Origin of the sequence: Mesorhizobium sp. B2-7-1, assembly GCF_006440735.1 — a bacterium.
Lineage (GTDB): Bacteria > Pseudomonadota > Alphaproteobacteria > Rhizobiales > Rhizobiaceae > Mesorhizobium.
Genome location: NZ_VFUA01000006.1, coordinates 1 through 14,376, shown reverse-complemented (window position 1 = coordinate 14,376; position 14,376 = coordinate 1). Strand labels below are relative to the sequence as shown.

Below are 14,376 nucleotides of genomic sequence, written 5' to 3'. Positions count from 1 at the left end.
CTTACTCTCTCTTCGTCCTGCGCCGGCCCTCGTTGCCCGGCGCGACCATCGCATCCTTTAGCTCAGTTGGCCGCGCTCGTTCCAACCGACGGCCCGACATTGACTGTCATGTTCGTCGTCGGCGCTGCGGTGCTTGGCGGAAGTTTGTATTTTTGCACGACACCAACCGAACGCGCCCCGTCGCCCTCGATCTTCGTATTGTTCGAAACCGGGTTGTACGGGTCAACCGTTTGCAGCAACTGGTTGGTCCTCTGCGAGTCGCCCGCAGCCAGCGTCATCGTGTCGTAATTGTTCAGATAGTCGGCCGCACAGCCCGCGAGCAGGCCGGTGCCAAGAAGAACGAGCAGGAGCTTACTTTTTGACATAGAGCAGCTTGTCCTTCGATTTCACATCCAGCATGTGGCCGTAGGGCCCGGTGACGCCGTCGCCATGCTCGTACATGCGGATCATGTCCTTGCTGACTTCGAGCTGGCCGAGCAGCATGAGTTCCGGATCGTTGGCCGGCCTCGTCTTGTCGAAAGGCGTCGCCAGTTGCTCACCTGGCTTAACCGGCCGCACAAGATGCGGAGTCACGATGACCACCAGTTCGGTCTCTTCCTTCGCCGTGCTCGAATTCTTGAACAGCGCGCCGACGATCGGCACCTGGCCGAGCCATGGCACTTGGTTTTGCTGTATGGTGTTTTTGCTGGAGAGCAGGCCGCCCACCGCGAAGCTCTGGCCGTCGCGCAAGTCGACCACCGTCGACAGTTTGCGATTGGTGAAGATCGGATCGCCGGCGCTGGTAAAGCCGGTCAGGTCGCTGACCTCCGGCGCCAGCTTGATGTGGATCTTGCCATCGTCAAGCACCACCGGCGTGAAGTTCAAATTGACGCCGAACTGCTTGAACAGAATCTCGACCTCACCTTGCGCGTTGACGCTGCGCACCGGCACCTCGCCACCGGCATTGAAGCTGGCCGTCTCGCCGGACACCGTGGTGAGGTTCGGTTCGGCCAATGTGCGAACGACGCCCTTCGCCTCCAGCGCCTCGATGATTAGGTCGACCTTGATGTTGCTGTCGATGATGCGGGTGATCAGCGCCGCGAAAGGATTGGTGTTGGACAGAAGCCCGCTTACCAGGTCGCCCGCGCCTAGTTCGGCTCCGTCCTTATCTACCGTGGCTATGCCTGTCCCGACCCGGGTCGTGCCCCTGCTATTCGTGCTTTTGAACGAGACGCCAAGATCGCGGCCGGCATTGCGCTTGGCCTCGAGGATGCGGACCGACAGATTGACCTGCTCGCTGTCGTCAATAGTGACGGCATTGATGATGGAGTCAGGCCCGTATTGCTGCGTGACTTCCACGATCGATGCCAGCGTCGCGGCGTCCTTGACGTGACCGCTCAGGCGAACCTTGCCATTGATCGAGCCGATCTCGATGCGGGCTTTCGGCGCCACCTGGCGAATGGCTACCGCCATGTCGCTGACATCCTGGCCGACCTCGATCTGGATGGCACCGAGCGAGCGCTTGTCCTCGGAAAACAGATTGACGGTGGTGGTGCCGACGGTCTTGCCGATGATGTAGAGCGTCTTGTCCGTCATCGGCTGCGCATCGGCAATCTTCTCGTCGCCGACGACGATATCGCCCAGCGTCGCGTTGACCTGGATCGTGGCCGATTGGGAAACCGGCACGAATACGCGATGCAGCGACGGACGCGACACATCTATGAACCGGTCAGCCGCCCTGGCCGGATGGCCAAGCATCGCCGGTGCGACCAAAAAGGATAGCGCGACCGCCGCTATCCTCATCCAAGACCCCTGCATTCCCCGTCTCCCCGTTTGCTGCCTTGGGCAGCCCGCCGCGCCGACCCTCGTCAGTCTTGTCGCGGCACTTCGTATGATTCCAGCTTGACGCCCCGGAACACGCCGATTGTCGCGAGTTTGGGCGGTTCAGGCTGGATGTATTTGATCACTTCCTTCACCTGCGGCTGAGCCTGAGGCGCGGCGGCCACGACCGTGACGGGCTTTGTCTTGCTGATCTGGTCGATCTGGCTGCCGACCCGCTCCACCGCCTTGGCCAGTCCGTCGATCCTCTCGTCGGCTTGCTTGCGCGCGGCTTCATCGGCTTTCTGCTTGTCTAACTCGGCCTGGCGCTTGGCGACATCGTCCGGCGTGTCGCCGGTCAGATCCGCCAGCGTGACTCTCTCATTCGTCTCGCCCTTGCTGCCGGCAGCTTGGCGCAACGCCAGCGACAACTGGCCGGCACCCGCAGCCAAAGTGAGTTTCTGGGCATCCTTGGTGCTGACTTCGACCGTGACGGCCTTCACGACCTGCGGGGCATCCTTGCTCTCGTCGGCAACCTGGTCGACGGCAAGCACCTTGACACTCTGCAATAGGACGTCGACGAAACTTTTGTCGACACCGTCGTCACCGCGGACGTTGCGGGTCAACAGCACGTCGACCCTGTCGCCGGGAAATACAAAGCCGGCAACACCGAGCACGTCGTTAACGCGGATCGAAACTGCTTTCATGCCTTCGCCGAGCACCGCCGACAGCGTGGCACGCTGACCTGGTCCGGTGATCTTGGCGGCGAGGACAGGCTCATTGGCGCTGATCGATTGCAGCGCCTGGCGAGCCCCTTCGCCGGCCATCGCTTCCTTGACGGTCTTGAACGCACCGACCGGGACTGCTCCCGCCGGCCATGCAATTTCGCGCAATTTGTCGACGCTCAGAGCGTCGCCGAATTTCAAGGGCACCGCCGCGACCACGACGGTGCTCGCCTGAACGCCGTTGGATTGCGCCAAGGCATTGCGCTGGCCAGCAAGCCAGATATTGACGAGCACAACCGCCAGAACGCCGAATATACCGGCGAGCACGATCATAATCAGTGTATTAGCGCGCATTTACCCCAAGCCCCAATCAAGTAACCCGCTAGCGCAGACAGGCGGCGCCTATCCCGAGATTGCTTGCTACATCAAGTCGACCGGGCCCGACGGTCGTCTCCGGGACCGGTCAGTTTCTGGATCAGCAACCGGTCACGTTCGCATCGCTACCCTTGAGATTGGTGCAAAGCGTGGTCCACTGATCTTTGACGTAAATACCAACGCCAATGATGATCGCGATCACCGCTGCCGTGATGATGCCGATCAGGATGGAGTATTCGACCATGGCAGCGCCGTTGTCGTCGTCGCGGAACTGCCGGGCCAAGGTCATGAGCTTCTTCATGCTAATTTCTCCCTTGGGATCCAATTGACCAGGCCCGAAGGTCGTCGCCGGGCCTGGTCAGTTTCTGGATCAGCAGCCGGTCACCTTCGTATCCGCAGTCTTCAGATTGGTGCACAGCGTAGTCCACTGATCTTTCACGTAGATACCAACGCCGATGATGATCGCGATCACCGCTGCGGTGATGATGCCGATCAGAATCGAATACTCGACCATAGCAGCGCCGTTATCATCGTCGCGGAACTGCCGGGCCATCGTCATGAGCTTCTTCATGCCAATTTCTCCCTTTGGAGGTTTGAACCCGACGAGACAGAGCCAAGGATGAACCCCATACCCAAGCATCCCCCGTCACGTTCAATCCTAGGGTGTGCGAAAAAGCAGTGTCAAACGGATTAACGGAAGCTTAACCTTTCAATACTCGATTTCAAGCCGTTTCATTTTTGACAAAGGCTTGATTCGCCTCGATTTTCAAGTGATTTTAACCATTCGTTCACAATTCGGCCACACCGACGCCATCATGCTTCGATATTAGAATTCAAACATATCCCTTTATATAAAGCGAGTTAGCTGCATATTAGCGGACTTGCATCCAAAGGTCCTAGGACTTTGGTCTGTCGTGAGAATGGCGGATGAAAATAAAACCATTTCTAAAATCTTCCATTTCTTAACTATGTAGCAAGTAATACCTCTTGTGTGTCCTCCAGGCCGCTTGTGCCCCTCGTGGTTAACGCTTAGTTTCGACGTTGGGGAAATCAGCAGGGGTTCGGCGGCATGTTGGGTCGCTTCATAAAAGGGCAGGGTGACCAGCGAGCAATTCAGCCCGCACCGGCGGGCGCGGCTGCAAACGGCACTGCTTCGGCCGCCCCGGCGGAGGCCGAACCGCAGGATGACGGCTTTCTGACTCTCAAAGTCGAGCTGCATCGACATCTTATCGACCGTTTCAACCTGACCGCGCTGGAAAGCGCATCGAAGGATGAGATCCTGGATGAGATTCGGCCGATCGTGCGCGAGTTCGTGCGCAGCCGGAACGTGCCCTTGAATGCCCGCGAGCTCGATCAGCTGACCAGCGATACGGCTGACGAGATGCTGGGCCTTGGTCCGATCGAGCCGCTACTGAAGGACGACTCTATCGCCGATATCATGATCAACACGCATGAGCATGTCTTTATAGAGCGTCGCGGCACGATCGAGGAAACCTCGATCCGCTTCCGTGACGAGGCGCATCTGCTGCGCATCATCAACAAGATCGTCTCGGCTATCGGACGCCGCGTCGATGAATCCGCGCCGATGGCGGACGCGCGCCTGGCGGATGGCTCACGCGTCAACATTGCCGTGCGGCCGGTCTCGGTCGATGGCCCGCTCGTCTCGATCCGCAAATTTTCGAAGAATCCTTATTCGCTGGAGCGCCTGATGGCGTTCAATTCGATCCGCCAGCCGATGATCGACATGCTGCGCATTGCCGTGCAGGCGCGCAAGTCGATCCTGGTTTCGGGCGGCACCGGCAGTGGCAAGACGACGCTGCTCAACGCGCTGTCGAGCTACATCCCGTCGAAGGAGCGCCTTGTCACCATCGAGGACGCGGCGGAACTGCAACTGCAGCAGCCGCATGTCGGCCGGCTGGAAACGCGCCCGCCCAATGTCGAGGGCAGGGGCGAGATCCGCCAGCGCGAGCTGGTGAAGAATGCGCTGCGCATGCGGCCCGACCGCATCATCGTCGGCGAGGTACGCGGCGAGGAAGCCTTCGACATGCTGCAGGCCATGAACACCGGCCATGAAGGCTCGATGACCACCATCCATGCCAACACGCCGCGCGACGCCATTTCGCGCCTTGAGCAGATGGTCGGCATGGCCGGCTTGCCGATGACGCATGAATCGATCCGGGCACAGATCGCGTCGGCCATCGACATCATCGTGCAGACGCAGCGCCTGTCCGATGGCGGGAGGCGCGTCGTCTCCATCTCTGAGATCACCGGCATGGAAGGCAATGTCGTGCAGCTGCAGGAAATCTATCACTATGTAAGGCGCGATGTCGCCGCCGACGGCACGATCGTCGGCGATTTCCGCGCCACTGGCGTTCGCCCGCGCTTTGCCGGCGAAGCCGCGACGCTCGGCCTGCATTTCGCCAAGGATGCTTTCAACCCGCAGGTGGCGCTGTAATGCTGACGGGACAGGCTCTCCTCTATTTCATCTATGTGGTCGCGGCCGCCTCGGTCATTCTTGCCGGCGAGGCCTTTTATCTTTCACTGACCGGTCGGCGTTCGCGTCGGGTCGCGGTCAATCATCGACTCCGCCTTATCGCCAACGAGGCGCCGGCCGAGCAAACATTGCAAAGCCTGTTGCGCGAACGTGGACTGACCGACTCGGGAGACTTCATCTCCGGCTTTGTCTGGCTGAATCGGCTGTACACCCAGTCCGGTGTCACAGGAAACCCGATGACTTTCGTCGCTTCGTTTGTTCTGGCTGGCCTGGCGATGGCGTTGCTGCTTTGGTTTTTCCTGCACGTTGCAGCACCAGTAGCTTTCATCATCTTTCTCGTGGTGGGCCTTGCCTTGCCGCTTCTTGTTCTGCGCCGGGCACGTAACAAACGGATTCAGAAATTCGCCAAGCAATTGCCCGACGCTCTCGACATGATCGTTCGTTCGCTGCGCGCAGGTCATCCTGCTTCTGTCGCAATAGGTCTTGTCGCGCGTGAGATACCTGATCCACTTGGCACGGAATTCGGCATCGTCGCTGACGAGATCACTTTCGGACTAAGCATGGAGCAGGCAGTGCGGAAACTGTCAGAGCGTGTCGGCTTCGAAGGCCTGCATCTGCTGTCCGTGTCGCTCGCTATCCAAGGCAAGACGGGAGGCAACCTCACCGAGATTCTTGCAAACCTTTCATCCGTGCTGCGCGAAAGGCAGAAGCTCAGACTGAAGATCAGGGCGCTCTCGGCCGAGGGCCGCACGTCGGCATGGCTCATCTCGCTGTTTCCGGTCGTTATGTTTCTGATCCTGATGCTCGTTGCGCCTTCCTACTATGGCCAAGTTTGGGGCAGTCCGTTGATACCGCCGGTATTCACAGCATTTGGAATTTGGGCGTTGCTCGGCGACTACATCATGTATCGCATGGTCACTTTCGATTTCTAGGAGCGACTGTGAGCCTGCTTTCGAATACGGACAACCTGACCTTTTTCGTCTCTCTCGCGGTCTTCGCCGCCGCTGGGGCCCTGTTCCTGTTCGGTGCGTTGATATTCCTGCCCGCGATGCAGACGCGCAAGTTGGTGACGGATAGCCTTGTCGGCGACCGGCCAGTGGATCGCCGATCAATCCTCGGACAAGACAGTCTCGCCAAGGCCGCGGCGCAAAAGCCGATCGAAGCCTATTTCAAATCGATGGAGAAGGAGCGCAACCAGCCTGATGCCCTCGAGGCCAAGCTCTTTCGAGCCGGCTTTTATCATCCCAGCGCGCCTCTCATCTACACGCTTTGCCGGTTGGGCGCCGTCGCCATAGGCTTTCTGGTTATATATGCCCTCCTGTCGAGGATATTGCCGCCATGGCTGCCAGGATTCGTTGCCCTCGCCGGGTCGGCGCTCTTCGGACTAGCCTGTATCGTTATTCCTAGCATCATGCTTGACCGCTTCGAGGGGGCGCAAAAGCAGGTCTACCGCCGCGCCTTCCCAGACTTCATGGACATGATGATCACTTGCGCTGATGCCGGCATGAGCCTCGAGGCGGCGGTGGAGCGTGTGAGCCAGGAGATGGCCAGCACCCATAAATGGCTGGGCATCCAGCTCGCGATCATGAATCTGCAATTGCGTGCAGGGAAGCCGCTGCGCGAAGCCTTGCGCGAACTGGCGGACCGTATCGGACTTGATGAAGCCAAGGCGTTGGCGGTCCTGTTCCGGCAATCGGAAGAACTCGGCACCAGCCTCACCGACGCCTTGCGCGTCTATAGCGCCGAGATGCGCAGCCAAAGAATTCTGACTGCGGAAGAGCGCGCCAACGCATTGCCGGTCAAAATGATGATCCCGCTGGGGCTCTGCATTTTCCCTGTCGTGATGATGGTCATCCTGCTGCCGGTGCTTATCCGGATGAAGGGCATTTTCTTCTAGTCCGCCATATGATTAGGTTCTAAAATAGAGTCGGGGACTCGTGGGACACACAATGACAAAGCGCCTCGCAGTCGCGACCAGCCTGCTGCTGATCTTCCTGGCCGGTTGCCAGACCAACGACACCACGGGTGGCGTCGTGCGCACCAACGAGCCCGCCAAGGGCGATTATACCGCCTTCGGCGACGCCTTCGACGGCTTGAAGACGGTGAGCGACGTCGACTACTACGCCTCGGACCAGGCGGTCACCGAGGCAAAGACGCAGTTCCGTTCCGAAAATTACGGCAATGCCGGCGCCCTGTTCTACAAAGCGACACGGCTCGCGCCGAATGACGGCGTCGCCTGGCTGGGCCTCGCCGCGTCCTGCGACCGCATCCGGCGCTTCGATCTTGCCGACATGGCTTACGGACGGGCCTACCGGCTGCTTGGCGCGACGCCGGAATATTACAACAATCTCGGCTATTCCTATTTGCTGCGCGGCAAGCTGCAGGACGCGCGCAGCAACTTCCTCAAGGCTTATGAGCTGGTGCCGAACGATCCGACGGTTGCGAACAATCTCAAGCTGCTGTCATCGAGCGTGAAGAACATAGAACGGTAGGACGAGCCATGTTGCTGACCGCTTCGCTTGTCTTCCAGGGGCTGGCAATCCTGCTGCTTGGGCGGATTGCCTGGACAGATTTCACCACGCAGAGAATATCCAACTATCACGTGCTGCTGCTCCTCTGCCTCGGCCTTGGAACTCTGCAATTCCAATCATTGCAAAGTCATTCATGGCTGGAGATGGGCATGAGCGCGTTTGGTGGCGTTGCGCTGTTCATTGCGCTCTTTCCGTTCTGGCTTTTGCGAAAGGTTGGCGCCGGCGATGTCAAGCTGATGAGTGTCACGCCGTTTCTGGTTGGCGGAAGCAATCTTGCTTTGTTTTCCGTGTTGCTGCTGGTTTTCGCGATTACCACAGCGGCGGTGATCAAGAATCCCTTCGTGCTGCCGGCAGGCATGTTCCGCCAATATGTGCAGCACATGGACCAGAACGGCGTCGTGCCGTTCGGTGTGCCGATTTCGGCCGCCACCATCTGCGCGATAGGGTTCCAAATTTATCACGCCGTTGTGGTGGCAACCAGCTCGGGAATTCTTGAGCAGCTAAATTGATCGTTGGGGGCAGGTTCTGATTTCGCCACCGCGATTTGAGGTTAACGTGGGGAGTTGAGGGAACAAGAGGTGAATAGCGTCGGCGACTACATCATGGCCCGCTTTGAGGCGTGGTGCAGACTGGCAAACGATCCCAGTTCTTACTTCGTGGCCGCTTTTCTTCTCATCGTCTTGGGATGCGATGTTATTCGCAAAGGTTGGCGTCGTTCCTTGTCGCGACGCGCCATCGAAAGCGTAGCGGCAACGTTAGCGATCTTCCATATAAATATCGTCCTGGTCCCTGGAGTTTGGCTGCTTTCGGATCAGGTGAAGCAAGCTTATGACCTGCTTGGCATACCGAGCATTCCGGGCAGCGTTTGGACCGACCTTCCCACGTGGCTGCTTAGCTTCCTCGGTATCCTGGCGGCCGACTTCGCCAATTACTGGAACCACCGCCTCATGCATATGAAGTGGCTGTGGCCCGTGCATGCGATTCACCACTCTGACCCGGTCGTCAACGGTTTGACCACATACCGTGTACACGCGCTGGAGAATCTCGTGATGTTGGTCTCTTACACCCTTTTGCTGAGTTGGATCGGATTGCCGCGTGACGCGATCGGTTATGGCGCCCTGATCGTCCTATTCCACAACATCTATGTCCACATCGATGTCGACTGGGGACACGGCCCGTTGCGGTTGCTTGTCGCGTCGCCTCGCTTCCATCGCTGGCACCATGCCGATGTGCCGGCTGCCTACGGCAAGAACCTTGCCAATGTTTTTCCGTTCTTTGATTGGATATTCGGCACCTACAGAGTGCCCGGCCCCTGCAACGTCCCGTTGGGTGCGACAGGCGTGCCGCGCAACAACGTTTTGAAATTGACGCTCTGGCCACTGATTGAATGGCTCAGGCTCGCGGCCCGCTTGCTTCCAACGTTCCAGCGCCAAGTTGTTGATGATCGCAGGGATGTTCCCGCTGAATAGGCGTCAACCCACAGTTGGGTGCCGCAAAAGCTTTCCTGGAAATGCCCCCTAAAACCCCGACGTCTGCTTCTCCACCAGCTTCAGCTGGCCCTTTTCCACCCTGAAGAAGGGCATCGACCTTTGGCTCGAACCGTCGCTGCGGAAGCGGAACAGGCCGGTCGAGCCGCGGAAGCCCGTCGTGTTCTCCAGCACCTGCTTGTTGAAGCCGTCGGGCCCGGCCGAGCTCGCTATGCCCGCGCTCAGCGCCACCATGTCGTAGGCGTAGGCGACGTTGACGTCCGGCTGGTACTTGTAGGTCGCCTTGAAGCGATCGGCGATCGGCCCGGTCTCGCTTTCGTCGAGCGTCGCGATATAGGCGCCTTCGTAGAGCGGATCCATCGGCCGCTCGAGCCAGCGGTCGGTGCCGATCAGCGTCACGGCCTTGCCGCCTTTCGCCTTCAGCGCCGCCAGCACCGCCGTCGGGCTGCCGCCGCCGCTGGCGATGACCACGGCGTCGGGCGCTTCGACCAGCGAGCCCATGTCCGACACCACCTTGGCGCCGCCATCGGTCGCCGAATAGGGCAGCGTCACCGCAAGCGTCGCGCCATAGATGCTGAGCGCGTTGGCCACCCGCGATTCAATCGGGCTCGAGTCGGCGCCCGAAGGCACCATCAGCACGAATTTCCTGGCGCCCTTGCCGGCGATTGCCGCCGCTCCCGCCGCGGCGCTGTCGGCTTCGCTGAGCCGCACGGAATAGACGCCCGGGCCGCCGGCGAAATTGTCGGCCAGCGCCAGCACCGGCGGCCGCTTCGAGCCGGAGAGCTTGGCAAGGTGCTGGGCGGCCGGAAGCTCGGACGGCCCGATGACGACCTTCGCCGTGCCCGAGGTGATCGCCTTTACCGCGAGGTCCTTGGCATTGCCGCTGTCGCCGCGCGTATCCTCGATCGTCAGCGTCAGAAGCTTGTCGCCGAGATCGGCCATCGCCAGCCGCGCCCCGTCATACATTTTCCGGCCGTTCTCGCCCGTGCTGCCGGGCGCCGAAAGCGGCAGCAGCATGGTCACCTTGGTCGGCCCCGTGCCGAGCGTCAAATTGGCCTTTGCGTCAGCGGCCGAGGTCGGGCCGCCCGAATTCGCGCTGCTCAAGGTCTCGCCACCTGCCGGCTGGGCGGGTGCCGCCGGAACGCTCGCCTGGCCGGCGGGTGCTGCAATCGCCGACGGATCGAGCACGTCCGACGCGCCGCTCTTGGACTGGCATCCGCCCAGCGCCCCGACCAGCCCGAGGGCGATCGCCCCCAAAGCATGTCGCCCAAAAGTGGCCCCGGTTTTGGGAGAACGGCATGCATGAAACAAAGACCCAAGCCTCGCGCGGATCCGTTTCGACGCGGCGCGCTTCAGGCGCGGATCGTGTCGCTCAAGCTTCATGCTGCTTCCACCCATCTGCCGCAGGTATTCGCCCCGGCCTGTCTTCAACTGATCTTACCGTCTTGCTTGCGCCGCCGTCCCGTGATTCTCGCGTCATGGCTCAGCCATCGAAGAGCCGCGCCCTGAGCGCCTGTATCACCCTTGCTTGCGTCGGGCTGCGATATTCGGCGCATTTCATGTAGCGCGGCCCGGGCACGAACGATCGGCGCACGCACACGCGTTTCTCCTGGCCGGTCACGGCGCCGTCCAGGGAAGCGTCGAAGAAGCCGACCGTCGCCACCGGCAGCGGCCCGGCCACCTCGAGCCCCTCCCGCGCCAGGATCGCGCGAGCGCGCTGGCAGTAGTTGACCGAGCGGACCGAGAAGCGGGTTTCCCCGTGCCCGGCCCGGTATTTCATCACGGTGGTGCAGAGGTCGCCCGCGGCGAGCCTGTTTGCCTGCGCCAGATATTTGACGCCGAGCGCGATGTTGGTGGCGGGCTCGCCAAGCTCGTCGAGCGAGCCGCGAAAGCCGAGCATCCGCGCGGTGGCCGGCATCACCTGCATCAGGCCGACTTCGCCGTCGGCGCCGCGCACGCCGGGATCGAACCCGCTCTCGATCTCCATCACCGCATGCGCCAAAACGGCCTCGAGCCCGTAGAGCGATGCCTGGCAGGTGGCGAATGCCTTGAATGTCTCGCGGCTCCGTTCCGGCGCCGCGGCGCAATGGGCGGGCCGCGCCCTCGGCGGCTGCGGCCGTTCCAGCCAGTTGGCGTGGACAGGTGTCGCATTCAGGCCGAGCAAGGCAACCGCCAGCGCGATCGCCTTCGGCAATTTTCCGTCGGCCACCATCGCAGCCAAGCCGGTGCTCGATCGGCCGTCAGCTCAATGCATATATTCGACCATGCGGTCGTGGAAGCACTCGCATTTGTTGAGCGTGTCTTCGTCCTTGTAGTTCGTCTTCAGGTAGCCATAGGCCATGCCGCAGGCGACCTTGGCTTCCGAGGCCCAGACGAAGGCGGGACGCGACGAGTTGATCCATTCCGGGCTGTTGGCGACGGCGACCGATTCGTCCATCAGCTTCACCACATGGTCCTTGAGCTCGACCATGTTGTCGGTCAGCACCAGGTCCGAGGTTCCGGCGGTGCGGCAGTAATTCACCGCCGGCTCGCCGATGATATCGGCGGCGAAGCCCGTCGACCCGGCCAGCAGCAGCGCCGTGGCCGAAGCCAGCAATCTTGCGGAATGTTTCATGTAAGCCCCTCTTCAAACTACAAATTCACGGTTCGCTAATGCATAGCATGGAAGCGTGGCCTTACGCCACGCCTCCGAGCCACCAAGTTTGCGTCATCCAAACGATCGCACCGTCAAGTCGCATTTTCCGTATGAGTGTGGGTGTGATCGTAGAGGATGCTGATCGTGGATCCGACACCCACATTCGTCAGCGTCGCCACCTCGACCATATTGCCGCCGGCGGCAGTACCGTTGTCGTCGACCATCACGTGGGCTGTTCCGTTCGAGGAGGTGACATTGACCACGTCGCCCGTCTGCGCGTCCGTGGTCGGCGCGTTGGCCCCGAGGGACTTGAGCAGATCGGACAGGTCGATGACGTCCTGGCCCTGCGTATAGTCTGCGATGACATCGGCCACATGGACCGTGAGCTTGGACGGATCGATCACGAATGTGTCGTTGCCCGCGCCGCCGGTCAGGTGGTTGAGCCCCGCGCCGCCGATAAGGATGTCGTTGCCGGCGCCACCGTCCAGGAAGTCGTTGCCGGCGCCGCCGATCAGCGTGTCGTTGCCGCCGGTGCCAGTCAAATTATCATCTCCGGAAGTCCCGGCGATGGACTCGACCGTCAGCTGACTACCGGTCGTGCCATCGATGTGGACATTGAAGGTCTGCGTCGCGGTATCGCCATCGTGATCCGTGATCGTGACATGGATGCCGTTGAAGTCGAGATCCGCAGGCGGCGTTTCGGAATGCGTACCAACCTCGACGCCATTCACTCGGAAGCCGCCTTTGTTGGTGCTGTCGCTGAGGATTTTCACCCCGTAGATGGCATTGCCGGCTACATAGTCGCCGTTACCCGCGGCTGCCGACCAGTCAAGATTGCTGATCTGGATAACGCTGCCTGATGTCGCGTTGTTGACCGTCACTTGGTCGTAATGCGTCATGCTGGCATCGAGATAGACCAGGACGGTAACTTTGGCCGTCGACATGCCACCCGTGTAGCCCTCGGTGGTGAACTTGAAGTCGTCGATACTGTGGCCAGTCGAATTGTTGCTATCGTCAACGAATTTGAACGTAATGGATTCACCGGCATCATTCGTCTGGCCCTGTCCTCCCTTAACGGCCCAGCCCTGTGAACTGGTATTCACCTCATCCTTTCCGCTTTGGTTGGCTGGCGCAACGCCGTCATCGCCGGTCACGAGAATATTGAAGTCGGCGGCCGTGCCCAAATCCACCAGCAGGGAACCTGTCGGGCCTCCAGCAGTCGCTGAAGTTGCCGCGATTGGATCGAACACGACGTCACCCGCACGGTGCACCACTTCCAGCGAGTCGGTGCCGTTGGCGTTGAGTGTCAGGACAGCAACGACATCGGTGCCTTCCATCAGGTTGAGCACGATCTGGGACGATGAGCTGGAGGCGACTTGTACATTCTGCCCTGTCGCCGAAATGCTGCCAAACCCGTCGGCGCCATACTGCCACTCGGCGAACTGGCCGTTGTAAGTGGTGGCCGTTGACGGATTGAGCGCCGACAGGCTGACGATGCCGTCGCCATTGCCGTCATTGACGAGGGTAAATGCCGGCACGTCGTCGATGACGTTGATGCCGACGGTGCCGGTCACGGTGTTGCCGTTGGCGTCCTTCGCCGTGTAGGTGAAGCTTTCCGCGCCCGTCAGCGTGTTGGCGCCCTGCGTTGCGCCGCTGTCGAAGGGCGACGTCAGGGTGTAGGTCCAGGCGCCGCCCGCCGTCAGCTGGAATATGCCGTGCGCCGTCGTCGTGCTGATTGGCGTGTAGGTGACGCCGGTACCCGCCACTGCGAGCTGGCCGGTCACCGTCTCGGCCGTGCTCGACGGGTTGGAACCCGTCACGGTGCCGTGTCCGAGGTCGCCCGTATTGGTCACCGTGTCCAGCGCCGCCTCATCGACTGTCTTGGTCTGGTTGTCGGCGGCCAGCGTCACATTCGCGACATTGATGGCCAGCGTCGTCGTCGAGGTGTCGCCGTCGCCGTCCTTGATGGTGTAGACGAACGTGTCGGTGGCGTTGGCCGAGATCGTGTTCGCCGTCGCCTGGTAGGAGTAGGACCCGTCCGCGTGCAGCGTCAGCGTGCCGTACTGGCCGGCGATCTGCGCGTCGACGCCCGTGGTCGCCGGCGTCGAGGTGTCGTTGCCAGCGCGCACGCCGACCACCGCGCCGGTGGCGGCATAGCCGTCCGCGCCGGACACGTCGTTCAACAGCACGCCGTTGGCCGCAGCCACCGTGAGCAGCGCCCCTTCCGTCACGGCGTTGATGTCGGCACTGGCATGCGGCACGTCGTCGATGACGTTGATGCCGACGGTGCCGGTCACGGTGTTGCCGTTGGCGTCCTTCGCCGTGTAGGTGA

15 protein-coding genes are annotated in these 14,376 nt (G+C 60.9%); 6 read left to right on the top strand and 9 right to left on the bottom strand.

Going from position 1 to position 14,376, the window contains the following annotated elements:
* Positions 1-62 precede the first annotated feature (62 nt).
* The 5 genes from FJ471_RS04095 to FJ471_RS04075 form a co-directional block, all read right to left on the bottom strand.
* Complete coding sequence (locus FJ471_RS04095) at positions 63-365, bottom strand: hypothetical protein (RefSeq protein ID WP_140801885.1); 303 nt, start codon at positions 363-365, stop codon at positions 63-65.
* The gene (locus FJ471_RS04090) at positions 352-1,782 is read right to left on the bottom strand and encodes a type II and III secretion system protein family protein (RefSeq protein ID WP_246684592.1); all 1,431 of its coding nucleotides are present in this window, start codon (positions 1,780-1,782) and stop codon (positions 352-354) included. The genes FJ471_RS04095 and FJ471_RS04090 overlap by 14 nt, the downstream gene beginning before the upstream one ends.
* Positions 1,783-1,847: 65 nt before the next feature.
* A complete protein-coding gene (gene cpaB / locus FJ471_RS04085) occupies positions 1,848-2,855 on the bottom strand; it encodes a Flp pilus assembly protein CpaB (protein WP_246684591.1) in 1,008 nt (335 codons plus the stop codon).
* 142 nt (positions 2,856-2,997) lie between these two features.
* Positions 2,998-3,198: a Flp family type IVb pilin gene (locus FJ471_RS04080; protein ID WP_140801882.1), complete on the bottom strand. Its 201-nt coding sequence runs from the start codon at positions 3,196-3,198 to the stop codon at positions 2,998-3,000.
* A 69-nt stretch (positions 3,199-3,267) separates the two neighbouring features.
* Positions 3,268-3,468: a Flp family type IVb pilin gene (locus FJ471_RS04075; protein ID WP_140801881.1), complete on the bottom strand. Its 201-nt coding sequence runs from the start codon at positions 3,466-3,468 to the stop codon at positions 3,268-3,270.
* Positions 3,469-3,966: 498 nt separating this feature from the next.
* Between FJ471_RS04075 and FJ471_RS04070 the strand changes: the two genes are divergently transcribed.
* The 6 genes from FJ471_RS04070 (at position 3,967) to FJ471_RS04045 (ending at position 9,391) form a co-directional block, all read left to right on the top strand.
* Positions 3,967-5,352 (top strand): CpaF family protein, encoded by a 1,386-nt coding sequence (locus FJ471_RS04070; RefSeq protein ID WP_140801880.1) that lies wholly within the window; start codon positions 3,967-3,969, stop codon positions 5,350-5,352.
* Complete coding sequence (locus FJ471_RS04065) at positions 5,352-6,323, top strand: type II secretion system F family protein (RefSeq protein WP_140801879.1); 972 nt, start codon at positions 5,352-5,354, stop codon at positions 6,321-6,323. Before FJ471_RS04070 ends, FJ471_RS04065 begins: the two co-directional genes overlap by 1 nt.
* A 14-nt stretch (positions 6,324-6,337) precedes the next feature.
* Entirely contained in the window at positions 6,338-7,288 is a 951-nt protein-coding gene (locus FJ471_RS04060; RefSeq protein WP_140801969.1) for a type II secretion system F family protein, read from the top strand.
* Between the two features lie 52 nt (positions 7,289-7,340).
* On the top strand, positions 7,341-7,883 hold the full coding sequence (locus FJ471_RS04055) for a tetratricopeptide repeat protein (RefSeq protein ID WP_140801878.1): 543 nt from the start codon (positions 7,341-7,343) through the stop codon (positions 7,881-7,883).
* Between the two features lie 8 nt (positions 7,884-7,891).
* Positions 7,892-8,431: a prepilin peptidase gene (locus tag FJ471_RS04050; RefSeq protein WP_140801877.1), complete on the top strand. Its 540-nt coding sequence runs from the start codon at positions 7,892-7,894 to the stop codon at positions 8,429-8,431.
* A gap of 69 nt (positions 8,432-8,500) precedes the next feature.
* Positions 8,501-9,391 (top strand): sterol desaturase family protein, encoded by an 891-nt coding sequence (locus FJ471_RS04045; protein WP_140801876.1) that lies wholly within the window; start codon positions 8,501-8,503, stop codon positions 9,389-9,391.
* A 48-nt stretch (positions 9,392-9,439) separates the two neighbouring features.
* Here FJ471_RS04045 and FJ471_RS04040 read toward each other — a convergent pair whose 3' ends face one another.
* The 4 genes from FJ471_RS04040 to FJ471_RS04020 all read right to left on the bottom strand — a co-directional run.
* Complete coding sequence (locus FJ471_RS04040) at positions 9,440-10,666, bottom strand: penicillin-binding protein activator (protein WP_140801875.1); 1,227 nt, start codon at positions 10,664-10,666, stop codon at positions 9,440-9,442.
* Positions 10,667-10,892: 226 nt separating this feature from the next.
* Positions 10,893-11,621, bottom strand: coding sequence for a lytic transglycosylase domain-containing protein (locus FJ471_RS04030; RefSeq protein ID WP_140801968.1), 729 nt, complete (start codon positions 11,619-11,621; stop codon positions 10,893-10,895).
* A 33-nt stretch (positions 11,622-11,654) separates the two neighbouring features.
* Positions 11,655-12,023: a hypothetical protein gene (locus FJ471_RS04025; RefSeq protein ID WP_140801873.1), complete on the bottom strand. Its 369-nt coding sequence runs from the start codon at positions 12,021-12,023 to the stop codon at positions 11,655-11,657.
* Positions 12,024-12,136: 113 nt separating this feature from the next.
* A partial coding sequence (locus FJ471_RS04020; RefSeq protein WP_140801872.1) for a type I secretion C-terminal target domain-containing protein occupies positions 12,137-14,376 on the bottom strand: 2,240 nt, incomplete at its 5' end.

Bases quoted from the DNA above. Each gene is read 5' to 3' on its own strand.
- FJ471_RS04095 (WP_140801885.1), bottom strand. From the start codon at position 365: ATGTCAAAAAGTAAGCTCCTGCTCGTTCTTCTTGGCACCGGCCTGCTC.
- FJ471_RS04090 (WP_246684592.1), bottom strand. From the start codon at position 1,782: ATGAGGATAGCGGCGGTCGCGCTATCCTTTTTGGTCGCACCGGCGATG.
- cpaB (WP_246684591.1), bottom strand. From the start codon at position 2,855: ATGATCGTGCTCGCCGGTATATTCGGCGTTCTGGCGGTTGTGCTCGTC.
- FJ471_RS04080 (WP_140801882.1), bottom strand. From the start codon at position 3,198: ATGAAGAAGCTCATGACCTTGGCCCGGCAGTTCCGCGACGACGACAAC.
- FJ471_RS04075 (WP_140801881.1), bottom strand. From the start codon at position 3,468: ATGAAGAAGCTCATGACGATGGCCCGGCAGTTCCGCGACGATGATAAC.
- FJ471_RS04070 (WP_140801880.1), top strand. From the start codon at position 3,967: ATGTTGGGTCGCTTCATAAAAGGGCAGGGTGACCAGCGAGCAATTCAG.
- FJ471_RS04065 (WP_140801879.1), top strand. From the start codon at position 5,352: ATGCTGACGGGACAGGCTCTCCTCTATTTCATCTATGTGGTCGCGGCC.
- FJ471_RS04055 (WP_140801878.1), top strand. From the start codon at position 7,341: ATGACAAAGCGCCTCGCAGTCGCGACCAGCCTGCTGCTGATCTTCCTG.
- FJ471_RS04050 (WP_140801877.1), top strand. From the start codon at position 7,892: ATGTTGCTGACCGCTTCGCTTGTCTTCCAGGGGCTGGCAATCCTGCTG.
- FJ471_RS04030 (WP_140801968.1), bottom strand. From the start codon at position 11,621: ATGGTGGCCGACGGAAAATTGCCGAAGGCGATCGCGCTGGCGGTTGCC.
- FJ471_RS04025 (WP_140801873.1), bottom strand. From the start codon at position 12,023: ATGAAACATTCCGCAAGATTGCTGGCTTCGGCCACGGCGCTGCTGCTG.